Raw genomic sequence first — 22,081 nt, forward strand, 5'->3', positions numbered from 1 at the left:
GAGCCCTTGGTACACACAGATCGTACCGGCGTGCTTACAGCTTCTGCGCCTGCATGAAGTCGTCGAAACCGGCTTCGGCGAAGCGGAACCACAGGGTCTGCTCGGCGCGGAACTTGGCGTAGTCCTCGTAGACCTTCTTCCACTGCGGGTTCTTGGCCGACAGCTCGGAGTACAGGCCCATCGACTCCTTGAAGGCCAGTTCCATCACGTCCTTGGGGAAGCGGAACAGCTTGGTGCCTGCGCCCACCAGTTGCTTGAGGGCGACCGGGTTGCGGGCGTCGTACTTGGCCTGCATGTCGACGTGCGCGTGCGAGGCCGCGCACTCGATGATGGCCTTGTACTCGGCCGACAGCGCGTTGAACGCCTTGGTGTTGATGAGGAAGTCCAGCTGCGGACCACCTTCCCACCAGCCGGGGTAGTAGTAGTTCGGCGCGACCTTGTTGAAGCCCAGCTTCTGGTCGTCGTACGGGCCCACCCACTCGGCCGCGTCGATCGTGCCCTTTTCCAGCGCCTGGTAGATTTCACCGCCGGGGATGTTCTGCGGCACGCCGCCCATGCGCTCGAGCACGCGGCCAGCGAAGCCGCCGATGCGCATCTTCATGCCCTTCACGTCGGCCGCGCTCTTGATCTCCTTGCGATACCAGCCGCCCATCTGCGCACCGGTGTTGCCGCCTGGGAAGTTGATGGCGTTGTACTCGTTGTAGAACTCGCGCATCAGCTTGAGGCCGTTGCCTTCGTACATCCATGCGCTCATCTGGCGCGAGTTCAGGCCGAAGGGAATCGCGCAGCCCAGCGCGAAGGTCTCGTTCTTGCCGAAGAAGTAGTACGGTGCCGTGTGGCACATCTCGACCGTGCCGCCCTGCACGCCGTCGACCACACCGAACGGGGGCATGAGTTCGCCGCCGGCATGCGTGGAGATCTGGAACTTGCCGCCAGACATTTCCCCCACCTTCTTGGCGAACACATCGGCCGCGCCGAAGATGGTGTCCAGCGATTTCGGGAAGCTCGACGCCAGGCGCCAGCGCACGTTGGCCTGTGCGTGCACGACGGCAGGCGCAACACCCGCAGCCAGCACGCCAGCCAGACCGGCACCATGAACGAAGGAACGACGCTGCATAGTTCTATCTCCTGTGAATTCGAGTGAGGCAGTCCGGGCAAATTCTAGGAGTGGGGCCTTTGCCCCCTACCCGGATTTACCCGTGCGCAAAAACCGGTCTTTCACCTGCGGAAAAACCAGTAGATGTCTCGCTCACGAGCCAGCGATCTTCATGCGATCGATGAGCACCGAGCCGATGGTCTTGCCGCCCAGCGTGTAGGCATCGGCGCCCACCGCGACGATGCCCTTGAACATGTCGCGCATGTTGCCGGCAATGGTGATCTCGTGCACCGGATAGGCGATGCGGCCGTCTTCCACCCAGAAGCCTGCCGCGCCGCGCGAGTAGTCGCCCGTCACGTAGTTCACGCCCTGCCCCATCATCTCGATGACGAAGAAGCCGCGATGCAGCTTGCGCAGCATCTCGTCGAGCGTGTCGCCCGTCCCGGTCTTGCGACTGGTGAGACGCAGGTTCTGCGAGCCGCCGGCATGGCCGGTTGTGCGCATACCGAGCTTGCGCGCGGAGTAGCTCGACAGGAAATAACCCTGCACCACGCCGCCTTGCAGCACCTCGCGCTTGCGCGTGGCCACGCCTTCATCGTCGAACGGCGCACTGCCCTTGCCGCGCAGCAGGTGCGGGTCCTCGTGGATGTCGATGTGGTCGGGCAGCACCTGCTTGCCCAGCGAGTCGAGCAGGAAGCTGGACTTGCGGTACAGCGCGCCGCCGCTGGTGGCCTGCACGTAGGCGCCCAGCAGGCCGGCCGCCACGGTGGATTCATAGAGCACGGGCACTTCGCAGGTGGCGATCTTGCGCGACTTCAGGCGCGACAAGGCACGCTCGGAGGCATAGCGGCCCACCGCTTCGGGCGCGGCCAGGTCGCCCGCAGCGCGCATGGAGCTGTACCAGGCGTCGCGCTGCATGTCGTCGCCGCCCTTGCCGGGCAGCGAGGCAATGGGCGCCACCGACAGCGAATGCCGCGAGCTGGCATAGCCGCCACGGAAGCCGCGGGTGTTGCCGGCGAAGAAATGCGATTGCTGCGCGGAGACGCCTGCGCCTTCGGAATTGGTGATGCGGCGATCGACTTGAAGCGCCGCGCGTTCGCAGCGCGTGGCCAGCTCGACGGCGCCTTCGGCATCGATGGCCCAGGGGTGGAAGAGGTCAAGGTCGCGATTCGCTTCCTCGCTGCTGGCCAGGTCCTGCTCGTCGGGCAGGCCCGCGGCCGGGTCTTCGGCGGTGAAGCGTGCGATGTCATAGGCCGCACGCACCGTCTGCTCCAGCGCGGCGCGCGAGAAGTCGGAGGTGCTCGCATTGCCGCGGCGCTGGCCGATGTACACCGACACGCCGATGGATTTGTCGCGGTTGCGCTCGACGTTCTCCACCTCGCCCTTGCGCACCGACACCGACAGGCCTGCGCCTTCGGACACCTCCGCGCCTGCATCGGTGGCGCCCAGCGACTTCGCGAAGCTCAGGGCGTCTTCGACCAATTGCTGGAACTGCTCTCGCGAGTAGGCAAAGCCGGCATTGCCGGTCGAAACCGCGGCCGGGGCCACGGAAGCAGAGATGGGGTTGTCGAGTGCCATGGCGGACTATCATACCCACCGTATTTCAGCCTCTCGAATGCCTTCACCGTGCGTGGTCAAAAACCCCTTCCTCCCGATGACGATGACGACGCCCCCGGTGACGTCCCCAACCCCGAATCCGGCGGCGAACTGCTGCCCGACGACTGGGACCGCCCCAGCAAGACGCAGCGCAAGAAGGAGTCCCACGAGCTGCAGTCCCTGGGCGAGGCGCTGGTCGCGCTGCCGGCCGACCGGCTCGAGGGGCTGGGCATCGACGAAACGCTGCTCGAAGCCATCCGCCAGTACAAGCGCACCAAGACCTTCGAAGGCCAGCGCCGGCAGATGCAGTACATCGGCAAGCTGATGCGCCGCGCCGACCCCGAGCCGCTGCGCGAAGCGGTCGCGCAGATGCAGCTGGGCCGCGCGAAGGACTCGCTGGCGCTGCACGAGGCCGAGCGCTGGCGCACCGAGCTGATCGGCAGCGACGACGCGCTGACCCGCTTCATGGCCGAGCACCCCGAGTGCGACGTGCAGCAGTTGCGCAGCCTCATCCGCGCCGCGCGCAAGGATGCGTCGGCCGCCCCCGAGCAACGCAGCGGGCGGGCCTATCGAGAGCTGTTCAAGTTCATCCGGGCGGAGCAATGAGCGGTTTCGATCCTGTGCGCATCGGCATCGTGTCCGTCAGCGATCGCGCCTCCACCGGCGTGTACGAGGACAAGGGCATCCCGGCCCTGAAGGACTGGCTGGGACGCGCGGTGCGCAATCCCATCGCCTGGGAAACGCGGCTCATCCCCGACGAGCAGGACGGCATCAGTGCGGCATTGCGCGAGCTGGTGGACGTCGCGACATGCGACCTCGTGCTGACCACCGGCGGCACCGGTCCGGCACCGCGTGACGTGACGCCCGAAGCGACCGTGGCCGTCGCCGACAAGCTGATGCCCGGTTTCGGCGAGCAGATGCGGCAGATCAGCCTGAACTTCGTGCCCACCGCCATCCTCTCGCGGCAGGTGGCGGTGATCCGCGGCAAGGCACTCATCATCAACCTGCCGGGGCAACCCAAGTCCATCGCCGAGACGCTGGAAGGCCTGCCGCAGATGCAGCCGCCGGTGCCGGGCATCTTCGCGGCCGTGCCCTACTGTGTGGACCTGATCGGCGGGCCGTACATCGAGTGCGACGAGGCGGTGTGCAAGGCGTTCCGGCCCAGGTCGGCGATTCGCGCGAAGGGCTGACCTTCGTCAGCCCTTCACTCACCTCATCAACTGCTTGAGGTGATCCGCATCGAAGTCCTCAAGCTTCTGCGCATCACTGGGCACGCAATCCTCGGTCTTCTGCTTCGACAGCTTCTCGATGGCCGACCACAGCAGCGCGATCTGGTGCTCGTGCCCGGCCGTGTGGTCGATGATGTTCTTCATCGCCTGCGCCACCGGGTCATCGCCCAGCGTCACGCCATAGGCCGAGAACTTGCGCTTGGTGGCTTCCTCGGGCGTCTCTTCCTTGGCCTCGATGATGCGCGCCGGAATGCCCACCGCCGTCGCCCCCGGGGGCACCGGCTTGAGCAGCACCGCATTGGCGCCGATGCGCGCGCCATCGCCCACGGTGAAGCCACCCAGCACCTTGGCACCCGCGCTCACCACCACGCCCTTGCCCAGCGTGGGATGCCGCTTCGCGCCCTTGTACAGCGAGGTGCCGCCCAGGGTCACGCCCTGGTAGATGGTGCATTCGTCGCCGATCTCGGCCGTCTCGCCCACGACGATGCCCATGCCGTGGTCGATGAACACCCGCCGGCCCACCGTGGCGCCGGGGTGGATCTCGATGCCGGTGGCCCAGCGAGAGAAGTTGGAAATGAAGCGGGCCAGCCAGTACCAGCCGCCCGTCCAGCAGGCGTGGGCCCAGCGGTGCATCACCAGCGCATGCAGGCCAGGGTAACAAGTGAGCACCTCCCACGTGGAACGCGCCGCAGGGTCGCGCTCCATGATGCAGGCGATGTCTTCTCGTAAACGCTGGAACATGGATGCTCGCTCGGGAGTGGGCCACAAAGTTTAGCCGCAGACCCTTGAGCCTGCCCGACGCGGGGGCAGGCGAACATCCCCAGGACCGTGTCCGCTCAGGCCGGCGCGAACTCCTGCGCGCGGGCCTTCGCGTTGTCGGGCGTCACCGCCCAGCGCTCGGGCCGGTCGTACTCGAACTCCGCCGTGACTTTGCCGGTTTCCCGGTCCACACGGAACAGCGCGGCCTGCCAGGGCCGGTCGTCGTCCACCTCGGCCATCGTGTCGCGCAATGCCTCGATCACGTCGAAGATGGCGAAATCCTCCGGGGAGACCGGCGTCGCCCGGCCGTCGGCGGTGTAGCAAAAGCCCGTCAGGTCGGGCGTGCCATCCTCGATCTGGCTGACCAGGACCAGGTGCTTCCAGCCGTCCAGCAGCAACGCGCTGTCACCGGCAATGGACTGCGCCAGGCTGTGGATGAGTTCGTCGCGATTCATCGCCACTCCGTGCATGTCGTTCATGGCAGCATATCCTTCGCTTGAACTCTGTCAAAAGTCTGGCCTGCCTCGTTCTTGAAGGGCTTGGCCCGCGTGAACACCACGTCGCCCGTGGCCGGGTCGGTCACCACGTAGCGCACGTTGACACGGTCCGGCCGCGTGGCGGTGCCGCCCGAGAGCGAGACCTGCACGTCCACTTCCTTGCCCTTGCCCACCCAGTCGGCCCACTCGTTCTCCAGCTTCTTGTACGCGCTGTTGTTGAACTGCACGTTCTGCGGGAACATGTTGACCGGCCCCTGGTCCTTCACGAAGCGGTGGCCGATGATGTGGCCGCCGACGTCGTCGGCCTTGCCGGCCGCGCCCGAGGCGGCCTGCGCATCGCGCTCGGCGCTGCTGCGCGGTGCCTTGGAGAACACCTCCTTCAGGTTGGCCTCGGCCTTGATGGTGTGGCCTTCGGCATCCACCGTCCACTTCACCGTGTTCTTGCCCGTCGTGGCCGACTGCACGGTGAGCCTGGACGCGGCACTGGCGCCGTGCGATGCATCGGCCAGCGCTTCACCGCCGTGGGCGGCGCCATTCAGGCCTTCGGCCGCGTGCGTGGCTCCGTTCAAACCTTCGGCCGCGTGGGTTGTCGCGCTCAGCCCCTCGGCCGCATGCACTGCCGCATTGGCGCCCTCGGCACCCTTCACAGCCGCGTTCGCCTCGCCCGCGCCAATGAAGAAGCTGCCCACATCCACCACCGCACGCCCGGCGAACTTGGACCAGTCGCCGGACTTGGCCGCGTCCTGGTAGCCCGCCGTCACACCGTTCCACAGCGCCTTGGCGGTGTTGGCGTTCTCCTGCGTGTGCAGCACCCACTCGGCGGGGCTGCCCAGCTTGGCCATGGCGGTGAGCGCATTGCCCGCCGTCTGCGCACGGGCGACGTTGCGCTCGGGGTGCAGCGCCCACTCGACCGGATCGGTCAGGTGGCCCAGGCCGCGCGCCATGGTGGCCAGCCCCGAGCCGGCGTCGTAGACCGCCAGGCCTGCGCCTTCGACCAGCCCGATCGAATCGGACAGGTTGTGCGCCACGAACTTGCCGACCACGCCGCCGTGGTGGTCCCCGAAATCGACCACGGCCTTGCGCGCGTCGTCGATGCCATGCTCGGCCGCATGCACCGCGCCATCGACCGCATGGCCTGCCGTGTCGATCGCCTCGTCGGCCTTGTCGTGGACCCAGCCCACGGCCTTGCCCACACTTCCGATCACATCCCAGCTCATCAGCACCTCCGCAAACGGACGGGACGCACCTGTTCGTGCGTCGATGGGGTGTATTGCAGCGCCGTCGCCGGGCCGAAGAAAGCTGGTGCGCACGCCAGCTAGGGTGGACGCGAGCTGGGGTGGACCCTAGCTTTTGGGCCGCAAGCGGCTGAGCTCGATGAGATTGCGCGCGATTCCACGCAGGATGTGCACCTCTTCCGGCGTCACCTGCGCCCGGTTGAAGAGCTGGTTCAGCCGCGGCATGAGCTTCTTGGGCGCATCCGGATCGAGGAAGCCGCTGGCCACCAGCGCCTGCTGCCAGTGGTCCAGGACGCCCTGCACCGCCGCCGCATCCGCCGCCTGCGGTTCGGCGGTTCGGCCCTGGACTCCGAAGCCGCCCAGGGCCTGCCGCCAGTCGTACGCAATGAGCTGCACCGCCTGCGACAGGTTCAGCGAGCCATAGTCCGGATGCGTGGGGATGCTGATGCACGCATGGCAGCGGTACACGTCCTCGTTGCTCATGCCGAAGCGTTCGGAGCCGAAGAGGAAACCCACCGTGTGCGGGGTTCGCGCAAGGCCGGCGAACAGGTCGCGCGGCGCCTGCGTGGGCGGGCCGAAGTCGCGCGGCGTCATGGCCGTGGCGCACAGGCAGGTCACGCCGTCCAGCGCCTCGGCCAGCGTCGGCACGATGCGCGCCCGCTCCAGCACGTCCGTGGCGCCGCTGGCCATGGCGATGCTGTCGGGATGCGTCAGCGCGTCCTCGAAGCGGGGCGCGACCAGCACCAGGTCGGCAAAGCCCATCACCTTCATCGCCCGCGCCGTGGCGCCCACGTTGCCGCGGTGGCTGGTGTTGAGCAATATGAAACGGGTGGGGTCGGGGTCCGCGATGGCCATGGGTCTGCCGGCTCATGGGCCGGTTAAAATCGCGATTATCCGCAGCGGCTTTGCCTGCTGCCCGCTCTTTCCTCCCCGCCAGTCCACGCACACCCAAGGTTGCCCCATGTCGCAAGCGCTTCATCCCATGCTCAACATCGCCATCAAGGCGGCACGCGCTGCGGGGGCGCTCATCAACCGGGCGTCGCTGGACCTCGATCTGCTCAAGATCAACACCAAGTCCCCCAACGACTTCGTCACCGAGGTCGACCAGGCCGCCGAACAGGCCATCATCGAAGTGCTGCTGCAGGCCTACCCGGGCCACGGCATCCTGGCCGAAGAATCCGGCCGCACGCATGGCGCCAAGGACAGCGACTACGTCTGGATCATCGACCCGCTGGACGGCACCACCAACTTCATCCACGGCTTCCCGGTGTATGCCGTGTCCATCGCGCTGGCCTTCAAGGGCCAGATTCAGCAAGCCGTGGTGTACGACCCGGCGCGCAACGACCTCTTCTACGCGTCCAAGGGCCGCGGCGCCTTCCTCAACGACAAGCGCCTGCGCGTGTCCAAGCGCACCCGCATGCAGGACTCGCTGGTGGGCACGGGCTTCCCCTTCCGCAAGGGCGACAACTTCAAGCGCTACGTGCAGATGTTCGAGGCCGTGATGCAGAACTGCGCCGGCCTGCGCCGCCCGGGCGCCGCCGCGCTGGACCTGTGCTACGTGGCCGCCGGCTACTACGACGGCTTCTTCGAGACGGGCCTGAACCCCTGGGACATCGCCGCCGGCTCGCTGATGATCACCGAGGCGGGCGGGCTCATCGGCAACTTCACCGGTGAATCCGACTACCTCTACCAGCGCGAGGTGGTGGCGGGCAACCCGAAGATCTATGCACAGCTCGTGCAGATCCTCTCGCCGTACACCCGCGTCATCAAGGCGGACGACGTGCATGCCGCAGCTGCAGCCGAACTGACGCCCGAGCAGGCGCTGATCGCCACGCAGGAGGCCAAGCCGGCCGAGGCGCCGAAGAAGAAGGGCGTGGTGCGCATCAAGAAGGCTGATGTGCAGCCCAAGGACGGCTCCCCCTTCTGAGCCGGGAGGCGACGCAGGTGACCACGCTTCCTCCGGCGGTGAATCCGGGCGCGGACCTCTCCGCCCACACGCCCATGATGCAGCAGTACCTGCGCATCAAGGCGGACCATCCCGACACGCTCGTGTTCTATCGCATGGGCGATTTCTACGAGCTGTTCTACGACGACGCGCGCCGCGGCAACAAGCTGCTGGACATCACGCTCACCACGCGCGGCCAGAGCGCGGGCGAGCCGGTGGTGATGGCGGGCGTCCCGGTGCATGCGGTGGAGAGCTACCTCGCCAAGCTCATCAAGCTGGGCGAGGCCGTGGCCATCTGCGAGCAGGTGGGCGACGTGGCCACCTCCAAGGGGCCGGTGGAGCGCAAGGTGGTGCGGGTGGTCACGCCCGGCACCGTCACCGACACCGAACTGCTGGCCGACAAGAGCGACTCGCTGCTGGTGGCCTTGTCGAGCAACACGCACCGGGGCGTGACGACGCATGGCATCGCGTGGCTGGGGCTCACCAGCGGGCAGCTGGGCGTCACCGAATGCGATGACCGGCAACTCGCCGGCTGGCTCTCACGCCTGAACGCCGCCGAGGTGCTGGTGGACCGCGACCGCGTGCCCCCGGCGCTGGTGCAGGCGCGCACGACCATCACCCACCGCCCCACCTGGCAATTCGATGCGGAGCTGGGGCGGCGCAAGCTGTGCGAACAGCTGCGCGTGTCCAGCCTTGCCGGCTTCAATGCGCAGGACCTTCCCTGCGCCCACGCCGCCGCCGCAGCGCTGCTGAGCTTCGCCGAGCACACGCAAGGCCAGGCGCTGGCCCACGTGCGGCATCTGCAGGTCGAACGCGCCACCGAGCTGCTGGACCTGCCGCCACTCACCCACCGCAACCTCGAACTCACGCAGACGCTGCGCGGCGAGGACTCGCCCACGCTGCTCTCGCTGCTGGACACCTGCCGCACCGGCATGGGCAGCCGCACACTGCGGCACTGGCTCACGCACCCACTGCGCGAGCGCGCCGTGGCCATGCAGCGCCATGACGCGCTGGATGCGCTCATCGAGCAAGGCGTCACCACCTTGCGCGATGCCTTGCGCGGCGTGAGCGACGTGGAGCGCATCACCGCCCGCATCGCCTTGCGCCAGGTGCGCCCGCGCGAGCTCACTGGCCTGCGCGCCACGCTGCAGGGCCTGCCCTCGCTGCGCCGCCATGTGCCCGCCGATGCCGCCTTGCTGCTGGACATGCTGGCGCAGGCCATGAACCCGTCGGCAGAGATCCTCGCGCTGCTGGAAGCATCCATTGCCGAGGAGCCCGCCGTGCTGCTGCGCGACGGTGGCGTGATCGCCACCGGCTTCGATGCCCAGCTCGACGAGCTGCGCGCCATCAGCCAGAACTGCGACGCCTTCCTGCTTGACCTGGAAACCCGCGAGCGCACCCGCACCGGCATCGCCAACCTGCGCGTGCAGTTCAACAAGGTGCACGGCTTCTACATCGAGGTCACGCAAGGCCAGGTCGACAAGGTGCCGATGGACTACCAGCGCCGGCAGACGCTGAAGAACGCCGAGCGCTACATCACGCCCGAGTTGAAAGCCTTCGAGGACAAGGCACTCTCGGCGCAGGACCGCGCGCTGGCCCGCGAGAAGCTGCTGTACGACCAGCTCATCGACCAGCTGCAGGCGCACCTGGACGAGCTGTCGGGCCTGGCCCGCGCGCTGGCCAGCCTGGACGCGCTGGCTGCGCTGACCGAACGCGCGCTCACGCTGAACTGGACGCGCCCTCAGTTCGTGAAGGAGCCTTGCATCGCCATCGAGGCAGGCCGTCATCCGGTGGTTGAAGCGCGCCTTCAGGAAACCGGCGCCGGCAACTTCATGCCCAACGACTGCCGGCTCGACGCCACGCGCAAGATGCTGGTCATCACCGGCCCGAACATGGGCGGCAAGAGCACCTTCATGCGGCAAGTGGCCCTCATTGCGCTGCTCGCCGCCATGGGCTCCTTCGTGCCGGCAAAGGCCTGCCGGCTGGGGCCGGTGGATGCGATCCACACCCGCATCGGCGCGGCGGACGACCTGGCGAATGCGCAGTCGACCTTCATGCTGGAGATGACCGAGGCCGCCGCCATCCTGCATGGTGCCACCGAGCATTCGCTCGTGCTGATGGACGAGATCGGCCGCGGCACGTCCACCTTCGACGGCCTGGCGCTGGCCGGGGCCATCGCCAGCCACCTGCACGACAAGAACAAGGCCTTCACGCTCTTTGCCACGCACTACTTCGAGCTCACCGAGTTCCCGAAGAAGCATGAGCGCGCGCTGAACGTGCACGTGTCGGCGGCCGAGAGCGGCGACGACATCGTGTTCCTGCACGACATCCAGCCGGGGCCGGCGAGCCGCAGCTACGGCGTGCAGGTGGCGCGGTTGGCAGGCATGCCGTCAGGCCTCGTGCGGCAGGCGCGCGCGACGCTGGAGGCGCTGGAGAACCAGCAGCGTGCGGCCGATGCGCAGATCGATCTCTTCGCGGCACCGGCTGCGTTGCCCGAGCGCGAGCCATCGCCCATCGAGGCGGCGCTGGCCCGGATCGACCCGGACCAGCTCACGCCCAAGGAAGCGCTGGACGCGCTCTACAAGCTGAAGAACCTCTGATCAGCCCGTGCGGCGGCCGTTGGCGCCGAGAACCGCCAGGCTGACGTACTTCGACGCAACGTACGGCGCCGCGCCGGCGAAGCCCAGGTTCATCTCGCCGATGCTGAGCTGCTTCATGCCGGCCAGCGCCTGGCGCAGCTTGTCTCGCGTCACGTCGCGGCCGGCGCGGCGCAGGCCTTCGGCGACGACCATCGCGTTCACGTAGCCCTCGAAGGCGGTGTTGCCGGGGTTCTCCTTGCCGGCCGCACGCATGGCCGCATGGAAATTGCGCACCGATTCGAGCCGTTCGGACGTGGCGTCCGGGAACACCTGCGACATCGCTAGGCCTTGCAGGGCAGGCCCCAGCTTCGCCAGTTCCGAGGAGATCACCGACACCGACAGGCCCACGATGGGCAGGCCCGGCATGCGGTTGCGCAATTCGAGGATCAGCGCGGTGCTCACCGTGCCGGTGGTCCCGAGGAACACCACGGTCGGCTTGGCCGCCTGCACCTGATCCACCACCTGCGTGACGTTCTTGCCGTCCACCGCCACGGCCACCGAGGCCACCGACTTGCGCTGCGCCGCCTTGATGGCCGCCTCGGCGTCCTTGGCCACTTCCTTGCCGAAGCCGTTGTCGAGGTAGACGACCGCGATGTCCTGCAGGCCCATGGCCACCAGTTGCTGGCTGACGCGGGTCACCTCATCGGTGTAGCTGGCACGCACGTGGAAGACGTTGCGCTGGCCCGGCTGGCGCAGCGACGAGGCGCCGGTGATCGGCCCCACGTAGGGCACGCCGGCCTGCTCGATGATGGGAATGATCGCAGCATTGTTGGGCGTGCCGATGCACGACATCAGCGCGAACACCGCATTGCCGTCGAGCATCTGCTTGACGTTCTCGACCGAGCGCGCGGGCACGTAGCCATCGTCCTTCATCACCAGGCGCAGTTCGCGGCCATGGATGCCACCGGCCTTGTTGATGGCCTGGAAGGCCGCGGTGATGCCCGCCTGCTGGTCGCGGCCCGCCCCGGCGAGGATGCCGGTGAGCGCCGCCGTGCTGCCCATGGTGATGTGCGATGTGGAGATGTCTTCGGCCGCGCGGGCGACCTGCACCCAGCCGCCACCGGCCACTGCGGCGGCTCCACCGGCCACCGAACTCAGGAACATCCGACGCTTCATGGTCCACCTCCAGGATTTTGTGAGATGCGACTATCCGGCCGGCAGACGGTACCGGTCTGTACCGCAGGCGACAGTTTTGCGTCAGCTTTCGTGACAGGACCCTCACAGTGAATCCTCACGTGAACTATTCACGCGGCGGTGTGGCACCGTGCGATCACCGCGGGTTTTCACTCTAGGGGTGGAGCGACCGAACCCAAGCCGTTACCCTCCCGCGCGGCCGGATCACCGGCCGATGAATCCATCATCAGGGAGAGTCCATGTCACTGTTCAGTCGCCACAGGGTTGGCGCCTTCGCCGCTGCATTGCTGGTGTCGTCCGCATGCTGGGCATTGCCGGCCGGTTGGACGGCCGCCGCATCGTCGTCCAACGCGCAGGTCTACCGCAGCAGCCGCGGCACGCTGAGCGCCGAGTTCCGGGTCTATCCGGCCCAGCAGTCGGACGGCACGCTGTCCGACTGGTTCGAGACGCGTCGCACCCAGCCGATGGCCGGGGTGCCGACGAGTTCGTTCGAACCCACGAACCAGTCCCAATCGAACATCGTGTTCGCCTATGGCGCGGGCGTGGACGCGCAGGGCCGCCGGGTCATCGTGGTCCGCACGGGCTGCGCCCGCTCGCAAGGCGGCTTCGTGCTGGCAGAGACGGTCATGTCGATGGACCTCGACTATTTCCGCCAGACCTTCCAGGAGGCCGGCAGCATCCTGGAGCAGGCCTGCTTCGCCAATGGCACCGCCGCCGCGACCAAGGCGGCGCCCGCCACCAAACCGGCCGCCGAGCCCCCGGCCGAGCGTCCCTATGCCTACGTCAAGGCGCAGGGCACGGGCCTCAAGCCCAAAGACATCGAGACCATCCTCTGGCGCTGGCGCAACGAGCAGTCGGGCATGACCATGCAGGTCCGGACCTACTACTACCTGCTGCTGAAGGACGGCACCTACCGGCACGGCCTGCCGCCGGTGGCACTGGAAGATTTCGACGCGGCCGCTGCCAAGCAGGGCGAGCCACAGGAATGGGGCCGCTGGACCCGCTCGGGCGCGAACTACGCACTCAGGCGCAACGGCGACAAGGACGTGGACAGCCTCCCGGCCGACAGTGCCCGCTTGCCCGCGCGCAAGGACGAGAAGCTGGACGGCACCTGGCAGATCGAGACCGCCTATTCGAGCCTGTGGTCGGTGTCGCGCTCGCGCCGCGCCATCAGCTTCGATCGCGATGGCCGCTTCAGCCGCAACTCGGGCGGCAGCATCGTGGGCAGCATGGGCAGCGGCGCTGGGGGCAACGCGGTGGGCGGCTCGGTGGTCCACGACGACGACAGCAGCTCATCCTCCATGGGCAGCGCGGTGGCCGTCGCCGGCTCTTCGCGCAAGCGAGCGAGCACCTTGCCCGACCGCTCGGGCACCTACCGGCTCGACGGCTACACCCTGGAGCTGCGCTACGACAGCGGCCGCGTCGAACGCCTGGCCTTCTGCACGACGGACAACCGCGACACCCTCTACTTCAACGGCGAGGAACTGCGGCGCGAGAAGCCCGACAAGCGCTGAGGCTCCTCAGTCTTCCAGGCGCACGTGCATCAGGTGCACGAGTGCCGGCACCGTCTTGCTCGACTTGTCGCTCAGCGCGCCGTACTTGTCGTACAGCGCGTTGAGGTCGGCCGCCAGCGCCGCCTGCTCCTCGTGGGTGAGCCACAGCCTCGCCCAGTAGTAGATGAAGTCATCGGGCGGCGGCTCCACGCCTTCGCGCGGCATGATGGTCGTGAACGGCCCCCCGTTGCCATAGGGCTGGAAGCACAGCTCAAGGTCGGGCGCCTGCTTGGCGAGCGAGCGCGCGAGCGTCTGCTCGGCCGTCGTGTTCCATCGTGCCGAGAAGTCGGCAAACACCGCCTCGTAGCTTTCCATCGGCGCGTCCTTCAAAGCCACGCGCAAGCGGTCGGCAATGCTCCGGTAGAAGGTGAGCGTGTGGCGGCCGCGCTTCTCCGTGCGCTCCACGCGGATCAGGCCCGTCTCCACCAGGCGGTTGATCCAGTAGCTCATCGCCGTCTTCTTCACGCCCAGCTCGGCGCTGGCACTGGCGAGGTCGCTGCTGCGGCCCAGAAACGGCTTGAGGTGTATCCGCTTGTTCGGATGCCAGAGGATCTCCGCGGCCGCGGGATCGGTGACGAGCCAATCCGCCGCCGGCGTCCAGCGTGGTGCCATGTGTTCGAACTCCCGTTTCTCGATTGTTCTCGCGCCGCGAAGAGAGCGTGCGGCGATTCAGTCGGGCCGATGTTATTTGAACGGTGAGGCCCCTACTCTGCGCCCCGGCTCAGGACACGGTGGCCAGCAACGACAACACAGGGAGAGTCAACAATGCTGTCATCACAAGGAAAGCTCAGGGAAACGAAGCGACTCACCTCGGGTTGGGCCGCCGCTGTCCTGGCCGTTGCATTGGCGGGATGTGGGGGTGGAGGCGGCGCGAGTGCACCGCCTCCGGGCCCCGCGCCCGAACCGCCACCGCCCGCGCCCGCTGCCGCGCAGCTCGAAGGGCGCCTGTGGCACAACGACTTCGCGCTGGACACCGTCGACGGCACGGAAATTTCTCCCCTCGACGGCAAGCTGCCCGTGCTCGCATCCACCAACAGCGAAGCGAACCCGTGGCCGGACGGCACGCAGTTCGTCATCACCGACAGCAGCACCTACGGCCAGACCGACCTGAAGGTGATGGCCCTTGCCTCCGGCCAGACGCTCTACAGCCTGCGGACTGCCGGGTACCTGCGAGGCGCGAACCCATCGCCGGTCAACAAGGCGCTGCTGATGGCCACCATCGGGGACGACTCCATCTCGCCGGCCGACACCATCTTCATCGACCTCACCACGATGGCCGTGCTGCGCCGCTTCAGCGCCGAAGCGCCGGTGAACTGGCTGCCCGATGGCCGCTACATGCGCGTGCTGGCCGATGGCACCTTGCGCATCGGCGACGTGAATGGCGCCGAGGTGGACGCAGGCCGCGTCCAACCACCTGCAGACCACACGGCCCACGCATTGTGGGTGAGCCCCAAGGGCGACAAGATCACCTGGAGCATCACGCACCGGGTCTCGCCCACGCCTGAGAACGACATCTGGATCTCGGACCTGGACGGCAGCCACCTGGAGCGCATCACGCAGACCAAGATGAGCAACTACGCCGTCTGGTCGCCCGACAGCAGCAAGATCGCCTTCGACGTGGACACGGGCCACTTCTGCAACGGCGTGGGCTGCATGGGCTCGTGCGACCTGTGGTGGGTGCCCATCACCTCGCGCGGCGTGATCGCCGTGCCGGCCTCGGGCGACGCGTGGCGCTTCACGGTCAAGAACCGCTATGGCAGCGACCACACCCTGAACTGCGAACTGATGGCATGGACGAAATGACTCCAGCCGGAGAACCAACCATGCCGTCATCACAAGGAAAGACCAGGGAAACGAAACGGCTCGCTTCAGGGTGGGTCGCCGCCGTCCTGGCCATTGCGCTTGCGGGTTGTGGCGGAGGAGGCAGCGGATCAGCCCCTGGACCTGGCCCGGCCCCCGAACCACCGCCTCCTCCCCCGCCTGCGGCCGCACAGTTGCACGGCCGCCTGTGGCACAACAACTACGCGCTGGACTACCGCGAAGGCACGCAGATCGCGTCGCCCGAGGGCAAGCTGCCGGTGCTGGCAACGACCAACCAGGACGCGCACCCCTGGCCGGACGGCACGCAGTTCGTCACCGACAACTGGAACGTCTACGACGACAACAGCGACCTGCAGGTGGTGGACATGGCCAGCGGGCAGATGCTGTACAGCGCGAAGGCGGACGGCTACCTGCGCAACTCGCGGCCATCGCCCGTGAGCAAGACGATGATGATGGCCACCATCGGCAAGGACTCCATCTCGCCGGCCGACACCATCTTCATCGACCTCAAGACGATGTCGGTGGTGCGCCGCTTCAGCGCCGACGACCCGGTCAACTGGCTGCCCGACGGCCGCTACCTGCGCGTGCTGTCGGACGGCACCCTTCGCATCGGCGACCTGGCCGCCGGCGAGGTTGACGCGGGCCGGATCGATCCACCGGCCGCGCACAGCGTGCAGCACCTGTGGGTCAGCCCCAAGGGCGACCAGGTGGCCTGGCGCATCCAGCACAACGTGTCGCCCACGCCCGAGGTCGATCTGTGGGTGTCCAAGCTGGACGGCAGCAACCTCGAACGCGTGACGCAGACCAAGATGAGCCACGACGCGCACTGGTCTCCCGACGGCAGCAAGATCGCCTTCGACGTGGACACCGGCCACTTCTGCAACGGCGTCGGCTGCGTGGGGACATGCGACTTGTGGTGGGTGCCCGCCACGGCGCGCAACGTGATCGCCGTGCCCGCGTCCGGCGACGCATGGACCTTCAAGGTCATGGACACCCGTGGCTCCGAGCAGACCCTGGGCTGCGCCCTGATCGCCTGGACCCAGTAGCGCCGGCCGGGCCCGAAGGCGCCCTTGCCAGGGTGCGGAATCGCCGGGGACAATCGGCCGATTCCGCATTCCACGAAACCCCAAGGCGCCTTCCATGACCTACTGCGTGGGCATCAAGCTCGATGCCGGCCTCGTCTTCCTGTCCGACTCCCGCACCAACGCGGGGCTGGACCAGATCAGCACCTTCCGCAAGATGATGGTCTACGAGCGCCCCGGCGACCGCTTCATGGTGATGCTTTCGGCGGGCAACCTGTCCATCAGCCAGTCGGTGCGCGAGATCCTGCAGGTGGAAAAGCTCGACAACGGCACCGGGGTGCCGCTGACCATCTGGAACGCCACCAGCATGTTCGACGCCGTGCGCGTGCTGGGCAGCGCGGTGCGCCGGGTGTACGACCAGGACGGCCCCTCGCTCAAGCAGGCGGGCATCGAATTCAACGCCAGCTTCATCTTCGGCGGGCAGATCGGCAAGGAGGCCATGCGCCTGTTCCTCGTCTACTCCGCGGGCAACTTCATCGAGGCCACGCGCGAGACCTGCTACTTCCAGATCGGCGAGTCCAAGTACGGCAAGCCGGTGCTCGACCGCATGATCACCCCCAGCACGCCGCTGGACGAAGCCTCCAAGTGCGCGCTGGTGTCCATGGATTCCACGCTGAAGTCCAACCTCTCGGTGGGCCTGCCGCTGGACCTGCTGGTCTATGACGCCGGCGCCCTGCAGAGCAGCCAGATCGTCTGCATCGACGAGCAGAACCCGTACTTCCAGATGATCCGCACCACCTGGGGCCAGAAGCTGCGCCAGGTGTTCGAGGACATCGAGGACCCGCAGTGGAACGGCGGGCAGACGCAGTACCCGCTGCGGCCGGCGTCGGCACGCTACGAACCGATGAAGAAGATCACCACGCCCAGCGAGAAGATCATCTGACGCATCTGACGCCTCGAAACCGGACGGCCGGCGCGACGCACCTATAATCGCGCTTTACCACCACAGCACTTCCACGGTGCTGCATGCAATGACCAAGTTCGTCTTTGTCACCGGCGGTGTGGTGTCCTCGCTGGGCAAGGGCATCGCGGCTGCGTCCCTCGCGGCGATCCTCGAATCGCGCGGCCTCAAAGTCACCCTCATCAAGCTCGACCCGTACCTGAACGTGGATCCGGGCACGATGTCGCCCTTCCAGCACGGCGAGGTGTTCGTCACCGACGACGGCGCCGAAACCGACCTGGACCTTGGCCACTACGAGCGCTTCATCACCACGAAGATGCGCAAGGCCAACAACTTCACCACCGGCCAGATCTACAAGAGCGTGCTCGAGAAGGAGCGCCGCGGCGACTACCTCGGCAAGACGGTGCAGGTGATTCCCCACGTCACCAACGAGATCCAGGAATTCGTCAAGCGCGGCGCCGGCGTGGGCACGCCCAATGCCGTGGACGTCGCCATCGTGGAAATCGGCGGCACCGTGGGCGACATCGAGTCTCTGCCCTTCCTGGAAGCCGTGCGCCAGATGAGCCTGCGCATGGGCCCCAACAGCAGCGCCTTCGTGCACCTCACCTACGTGCCCTGGATCGCCGCCGCCGGCGAGCTCAAGACCAAGCCCACCCAGCACACCGTGCAGAAGATGCGCGAGATCGGCATCCAGCCCGACGCCCTGCTGTGCCGGGCCGACCGCCGCATCCCCGAGGAAGAGCGCGAGAAGATCTCCCTCTTCACCAACGTGCCCGAGTGGGGCGTGATCTCGGTGTGGGACGCCGACACCATCTACAAGGTGCCGCGCATGCTGCACGAGCAGGGGCTCGACGGCCTCATCTGCGACAAGCTGCGCATCAACACCCCGCCGGCCAACCTCAAGCGCTGGGACGAACTCGTGCACGAGGTGGAACATCCGCAACGCGAGGTGACCATCGGCATGTGCGGCAAGTACACCGACCTGTCGGACTCGTACAAGTCGCTCAACGAGGCGCTGCGCCACGCCGGCATCCACAACCATGCGCGCGTCAACATCGAGTACGTCGATTCCGAGACGCTCACGCCCGACAACGTGGGCCAGCTCGACCGCTACGACGCGCTGCTGGTGCCCGGCGGCTTCGGCAAGCGCGGGGTGGAAGGCAAGATCCTCACCGCGCAGTACGCCCGCGAGAACAAGATCCCCTACCTGGGCATCTGCCTGGGCATGCAGGTCGCGACCATCGAGTACGCGCGGCACAAGGCGGGGCTGGCCAAGGCCAACAGCACGGAGTTCGAGTCCGACACGCCGCATCCGGTCATCGCCCTCATCGAGGAATGGCAGGACGCCGACGGCTCCATCCAGAAGCGCACGGCGCAGTCCGACCTCGGCGGCACCATGCGCCTCGGCGCGCAGTCGTCCGACGTGAAGCCGGGCACGCTGGCCCACGAGATCTACGGCGACGTGGTGACCGAGCGCCACCGCCACCGCTACGAAGCCAACGTGAACTACCTCGACAAGCTGAGCGAGGCCGGCCTGGTCATCTCGGCGCTCACCCAGCGCGAGAAGCTCACCGAGATCGTGGAGCTGCCGCGAAGCGTGCACCCATGGTTCATGGGCGTGCAGTTCCACCCGGAGTTCAAGTCCACGCCCTGGGGCGGGCATCCGCTGTTCAAGTCGTTCATCGAGCAGGCGCTCAAGCACCAGAGCGAGCGCACGCAACGCAAGGTGGCGGCGTGAGGAGTCCAGCATGAAGTTGTGCGGTTTCGATGTCGGACTCGACAAGCCCTTCTTCCTCATCTCCGGACCTTGCGTGGTCGAGTCCGAGCAGTTGCAGATGGACGTGGCCGGGCGCCTGAAGGAGATCACCTCGGCACTGGGCATCCCGTTCATCTTCAAGAGCAGCTACGACAAGGCCAACCGCTCCAGCGGCACGTCCTTCCGCGGCCCGGGCATGGAAAAGGGCCTGGAGATCCTCGCCAAGGTCAAGCGCGAGCTGAACGTGCCGGTGCTCACCGACGTCCACAGCGAAGCCGAGATTCCCACCGTCGCGAAATTCGTGGACGTGCTGCAGACGCCGGCCTTCCTGTGCCGCCAGACCGATTTCATCCGCGCCGTGGCCCAGTCGGGCAAGCCGGTGAACATCAAGAAGGGGCAGTTCCTCGCGCCGCACGACATGAAGAACGTCATCGACAAGGCCCGCGCTGCCGCCCGCGAGAAGGGCCTGCCCGAAGACAGCTTCCTGGCCTGCGAACGCGGCGCCAGCTTCGGCTACAACAACCTGGTGAGCGACATGCGCTCGCTGGCCATCATGCGCGAGACCGGTGCCCCGGTGGTGTTCGACGCCACCCACTCGGTGCAGCTGCCCGGCGGGCAGGGCACCAGCTCCGGCGGCCAGCGCGAGTTCGTGCCGGTGCTGTCGCGCGCCGCGGTGGCCGTGGGCGTGGCGGGCCTCTTCATGGAGACCCACCCCGACCCCGCCAATGCGCTGAGCGACGGGCCCAATGCCGTGCCGCTCAAGCACATGAAGGCGCTGCTGGAGCAACTCGTCGCGCTGGACCGGGTCGTGAAGAAGCAGCCGCTTCTCGAGAACGACTTCAGCTGCTGAAGACAAGGACGTTCCCGATGGCCCCCGGCTACCTGCTCGTCACCATGCACATCAGCGACCCCGAGCGCTACAAGCAGTACCTGGCCGAAGCCCCCAAGTCCGTCCAGGCCTTCGGTGGCGAGTACCTGGTGCGTGGCGGCAGGCACGAGACGCTCGAAGGCGAGTGGAACCCGCACCGCATCGCCGTGCTGCGCTTTCCCAGCTACGAAAAGGCCAAGGCCTTCTACGACGACGCGCAGTACACCCAGACCCGGCAACTTCGCCAAGGCACGACCGAGTACTTCAACATGGTGCTCGTCGAAGGCTTCGAGGGTGCCATTCCCCAGAATCTTGATGCGCGCAGGTAACCGGATTCCGGCATGCTGCCCGCCGCCCTTTGCTACTGTTTTGACTGAACTGGAGTGAGAACCCCATGAGTGCCATCGTTGACATCGTCGGCCGAGAGATCCTCGACAGCCGCGGCAACCCCACCATCGAATGCGACGTGCTGCTGGAATCCGGCACCATGGGCCGCGCGGCCGTGCCCTCGGGCGCGTCCACCGGCTCGCGCGAGGCCATCGAGCTGCGTGACGGCGACAAGGGCCGCTACCTGGGCAAGGGCGTGCTCAAGGCCGTGGAGCACGTGAACACCGAGATCAGCGAAGCCGTGCTGGGCCTGGACGCCTCCGAGCAGGCTTTCCTGGACCGCACCCTGATCGACCTGGACGGCACCGAGAACAAGAGCCGCCTGGGCGCCAACGCCACCTTGGCGGTCTCGATGGCCGTGGCCCGCGCCGCGGCTGAAGAATCCGGCCTGCCCCTGTACCGCTACTTCGGCGGCTCCGGCGGCATGCAGATGCCCGTGCCGATGATGAACGTCATCAACGGCGGCGCGCACGCCAACAACAGCCTCGACCTGCAAGAGCTGATGATCATCCCCGTGGGCGCCCCGAGCTTCCGCGAGGCCGTGCGCTACGGTGCCGAGGTCTTCCACGCGCTCAAGAAGATCATCAACGACAAGGGCATGAGCACGGCCGTCGGCGACGAAGGCGGCTTCGCGCCGAACGTGGCCAGCCACGAAGCGGCCATCCAGCTCATCCTGCAGGCCATCGACAAGGCAGGCTTCACCGCCGGCGAGCAGATTGCCATCGGCCTGGACTGCGCGGCCAGCGAGTTCTACAAGGACGGCAAGTACGAGCTCAGTGCCGAAGGCCTGTCGCTCACCGCACCGGAGTGGACCGACATCCTCGCCACCTGGGTCGACAAGTACCCGATCATCAGCATCGAAGACGGCATGCACGAGGGCGACTGGACGGGCTGGAAGCACCTGACCGAGCGCCTGGGCTCCAAGGTCCAGCTGGTGGGTGACGACCTCTTCGTCACCAACACCAAGATCCTGAAGGAAGGCATCGACAAGCGCATCGCCAACTCGATCCTCATCAAGATCAACCAGATCGGCACGCTGACCGAGACCTTCGCCGCCATCGAGATGGCCAAGCGCGCGGGCTACACCGCAGTGATCAGCCACCGCTCGGGCGAGACGGAAGACTCCACCATCGCCGACATCGCCGTGGGCACCAACGCCGGCCAGATCAAGACCGGCTCGATGAGCCGCAGCGACCGCATCGCCAAATACAACCAGCTGCTGCGCATCGAAGAAGACCTCGGTGATGTCGCCAGCTACCCTGGCCGCGCCGCGTTCTACAACCTGCGCTGATCCAAACCACACGTGCGCTTCGTCACCCTCGCCCTCCTGGCCCTGATCGGCCTGGTGCATGCCGAACTCTGGTTCGGCAAGGGTGGCGTGTCGCGCGTGATGGAGCTGCAAGGCAAGCTCGCCGAGCAGAAGGCCACCAACGAGGCGGCGCGCACGCGCAATGCGCAGATGGACGCCGAGGTGCGCGACCTCAAGGAAGGCTTGGAGATGGTCGAGGAAAAAGCGCGCTACGAGCTGGGCATGGTCAAGCCTGACGAAATCCTCGTGCAGGTGTCCACGCCGCGGAAGTAAG

General features: G+C 67.0%; 21 protein-coding genes. 13 read left to right on the forward strand and 8 right to left on the reverse strand.

Going from position 1 to position 22,081, the window contains the following annotated elements:
- Positions 1–34 precede the first annotated feature (34 nt).
- The gene (locus DZC73_RS17055) at positions 35–1,117 is read right to left on the reverse strand and encodes a TRAP transporter substrate-binding protein (RefSeq protein ID WP_124541547.1); all 1,083 of its coding nucleotides are present in this window, start codon (positions 1,115–1,117) and stop codon (positions 35–37) included.
- Between the two features lie 132 nt (positions 1,118–1,249).
- Positions 1,250–2,674, reverse strand: coding sequence for a metalloprotease PmbA (pmbA, locus tag DZC73_RS17060; RefSeq protein ID WP_124541548.1), 1,425 nt, complete (start codon positions 2,672–2,674; stop codon positions 1,250–1,252).
- A 48-nt stretch (positions 2,675–2,722) separates the two neighbouring features.
- Here pmbA and yjgA point away from each other — a divergent pair, with 48 nt between their 5' ends.
- Positions 2,723–3,298, forward strand: coding sequence for a ribosome biogenesis factor YjgA (gene yjgA, locus DZC73_RS17065; RefSeq protein WP_124541549.1), 576 nt, complete (start codon positions 2,723–2,725; stop codon positions 3,296–3,298).
- Complete coding sequence (gene mog, locus DZC73_RS17070; RefSeq protein WP_124541550.1) at positions 3,295–3,882, forward strand: molybdopterin adenylyltransferase; 588 nt, start codon at positions 3,295–3,297, stop codon at positions 3,880–3,882. The genes yjgA and mog overlap by 4 nt, the downstream gene beginning before the upstream one ends.
- Positions 3,883–3,900: 18 nt before the next feature.
- On the opposite strand, the gene cysE is transcribed toward mog, so the two are convergent.
- The 4 genes from cysE to DZC73_RS17090 form a co-directional block, all read right to left on the reverse strand.
- On the reverse strand, positions 3,901–4,662 hold the full coding sequence (gene cysE, locus DZC73_RS17075; RefSeq protein ID WP_124541551.1) for a serine O-acetyltransferase: 762 nt from the start codon (positions 4,660–4,662) through the stop codon (positions 3,901–3,903).
- Positions 4,663–4,757: 95 nt separating this feature from the next.
- Entirely contained in the window at positions 4,758–5,159 is a 402-nt protein-coding gene (locus DZC73_RS17080) for a hypothetical protein (RefSeq protein WP_124541552.1), read from the reverse strand.
- Complete coding sequence (locus DZC73_RS17085; RefSeq protein WP_124541553.1) at positions 5,156–6,394, reverse strand: DNA/RNA non-specific endonuclease; 1,239 nt, start codon at positions 6,392–6,394, stop codon at positions 5,156–5,158. Before DZC73_RS17085 ends, DZC73_RS17080 begins: the two co-directional genes overlap by 4 nt.
- Before the next feature lie 126 nt (positions 6,395–6,520).
- A complete protein-coding gene (locus tag DZC73_RS17090) occupies positions 6,521–7,267 on the reverse strand; it encodes an RNA methyltransferase (protein WP_124541554.1) in 747 nt (248 codons plus the stop codon).
- 106 nt (positions 7,268–7,373) lie between these two features.
- On the opposite strand from DZC73_RS17090, the gene DZC73_RS17095 reads away from it, so the two are divergent.
- Positions 7,374–8,339 (forward strand): inositol monophosphatase family protein, encoded by a 966-nt coding sequence (locus DZC73_RS17095; RefSeq protein WP_124541555.1) that lies wholly within the window; start codon positions 7,374–7,376, stop codon positions 8,337–8,339.
- A 74-nt stretch (positions 8,340–8,413) separates the two neighbouring features.
- Complete coding sequence (gene mutS, locus DZC73_RS17100) at positions 8,414–10,957, forward strand: DNA mismatch repair protein MutS (protein WP_124541673.1); 2,544 nt, start codon at positions 8,414–8,416, stop codon at positions 10,955–10,957.
- Here mutS and DZC73_RS17105 read toward each other — a convergent pair whose 3' ends face one another.
- Entirely contained in the window at positions 10,958–12,112 is a 1,155-nt protein-coding gene (locus DZC73_RS17105; protein ID WP_124541556.1) for an ABC transporter substrate-binding protein, read from the reverse strand.
- A gap of 257 nt (positions 12,113–12,369) precedes the next feature.
- Between DZC73_RS17105 and DZC73_RS17110 the strand changes: the two genes are divergently transcribed.
- On the forward strand, positions 12,370–13,644 hold the full coding sequence (locus tag DZC73_RS17110) for a hypothetical protein (protein ID WP_124541557.1): 1,275 nt from the start codon (positions 12,370–12,372) through the stop codon (positions 13,642–13,644).
- A gap of 6 nt (positions 13,645–13,650) precedes the next feature.
- On the opposite strand, the gene DZC73_RS17115 is transcribed toward DZC73_RS17110, so the two are convergent.
- Positions 13,651–14,295: a helix-turn-helix domain-containing protein gene (locus DZC73_RS17115; protein WP_124541558.1), complete on the reverse strand. Its 645-nt coding sequence runs from the start codon at positions 14,293–14,295 to the stop codon at positions 13,651–13,653.
- Between the two features lie 153 nt (positions 14,296–14,448).
- Between DZC73_RS17115 and DZC73_RS30015 the strand changes: the two genes are divergently transcribed.
- From DZC73_RS30015 to ftsB, 8 genes are all read left to right on the forward strand, one after another.
- The gene (locus DZC73_RS30015) at positions 14,449–15,486 is read left to right on the forward strand and encodes a TolB family protein (protein ID WP_198414869.1); all 1,038 of its coding nucleotides are present in this window, start codon (positions 14,449–14,451) and stop codon (positions 15,484–15,486) included.
- A 191-nt stretch (positions 15,487–15,677) separates the two neighbouring features.
- Complete coding sequence (locus tag DZC73_RS17125; protein WP_124541559.1) at positions 15,678–16,550, forward strand: TolB family protein; 873 nt, start codon at positions 15,678–15,680, stop codon at positions 16,548–16,550.
- A gap of 94 nt (positions 16,551–16,644) precedes the next feature.
- Positions 16,645–17,469 (forward strand): proteasome-type protease, encoded by an 825-nt coding sequence (locus DZC73_RS17130; protein WP_124541560.1) that lies wholly within the window; start codon positions 16,645–16,647, stop codon positions 17,467–17,469.
- Positions 17,470–17,557: 88 nt separating this feature from the next.
- The gene (locus DZC73_RS17135) at positions 17,558–19,225 is read left to right on the forward strand and encodes a CTP synthase (RefSeq protein ID WP_124541561.1); all 1,668 of its coding nucleotides are present in this window, start codon (positions 17,558–17,560) and stop codon (positions 19,223–19,225) included.
- Between the two features lie 10 nt (positions 19,226–19,235).
- The gene (kdsA, locus tag DZC73_RS17140; protein WP_124541562.1) at positions 19,236–20,093 is read left to right on the forward strand and encodes a 3-deoxy-8-phosphooctulonate synthase; all 858 of its coding nucleotides are present in this window, start codon (positions 19,236–19,238) and stop codon (positions 20,091–20,093) included.
- A 17-nt stretch (positions 20,094–20,110) separates the two neighbouring features.
- Positions 20,111–20,440 (forward strand): DUF1330 domain-containing protein, encoded by a 330-nt coding sequence (locus DZC73_RS17145; RefSeq protein ID WP_124541563.1) that lies wholly within the window; start codon positions 20,111–20,113, stop codon positions 20,438–20,440.
- A 65-nt stretch (positions 20,441–20,505) separates the two neighbouring features.
- On the forward strand, positions 20,506–21,789 hold the full coding sequence (gene eno, locus DZC73_RS17150; RefSeq protein ID WP_124541564.1) for a phosphopyruvate hydratase: 1,284 nt from the start codon (positions 20,506–20,508) through the stop codon (positions 21,787–21,789).
- A gap of 12 nt (positions 21,790–21,801) precedes the next feature.
- Positions 21,802–22,080 (forward strand): cell division protein FtsB, encoded by a 279-nt coding sequence (gene ftsB, locus DZC73_RS17155; RefSeq protein ID WP_124541565.1) that lies wholly within the window; start codon positions 21,802–21,804, stop codon positions 22,078–22,080.
- Position 22,081 lies beyond the last annotated feature (1 nt).

Origin of the sequence: Rhizobacter terrae (assembly GCF_003852895.1) — a bacterium.
Classification (GTDB): Bacteria; Pseudomonadota; Gammaproteobacteria; order Burkholderiales; family Burkholderiaceae_C; genus Albitalea; species Albitalea terrae.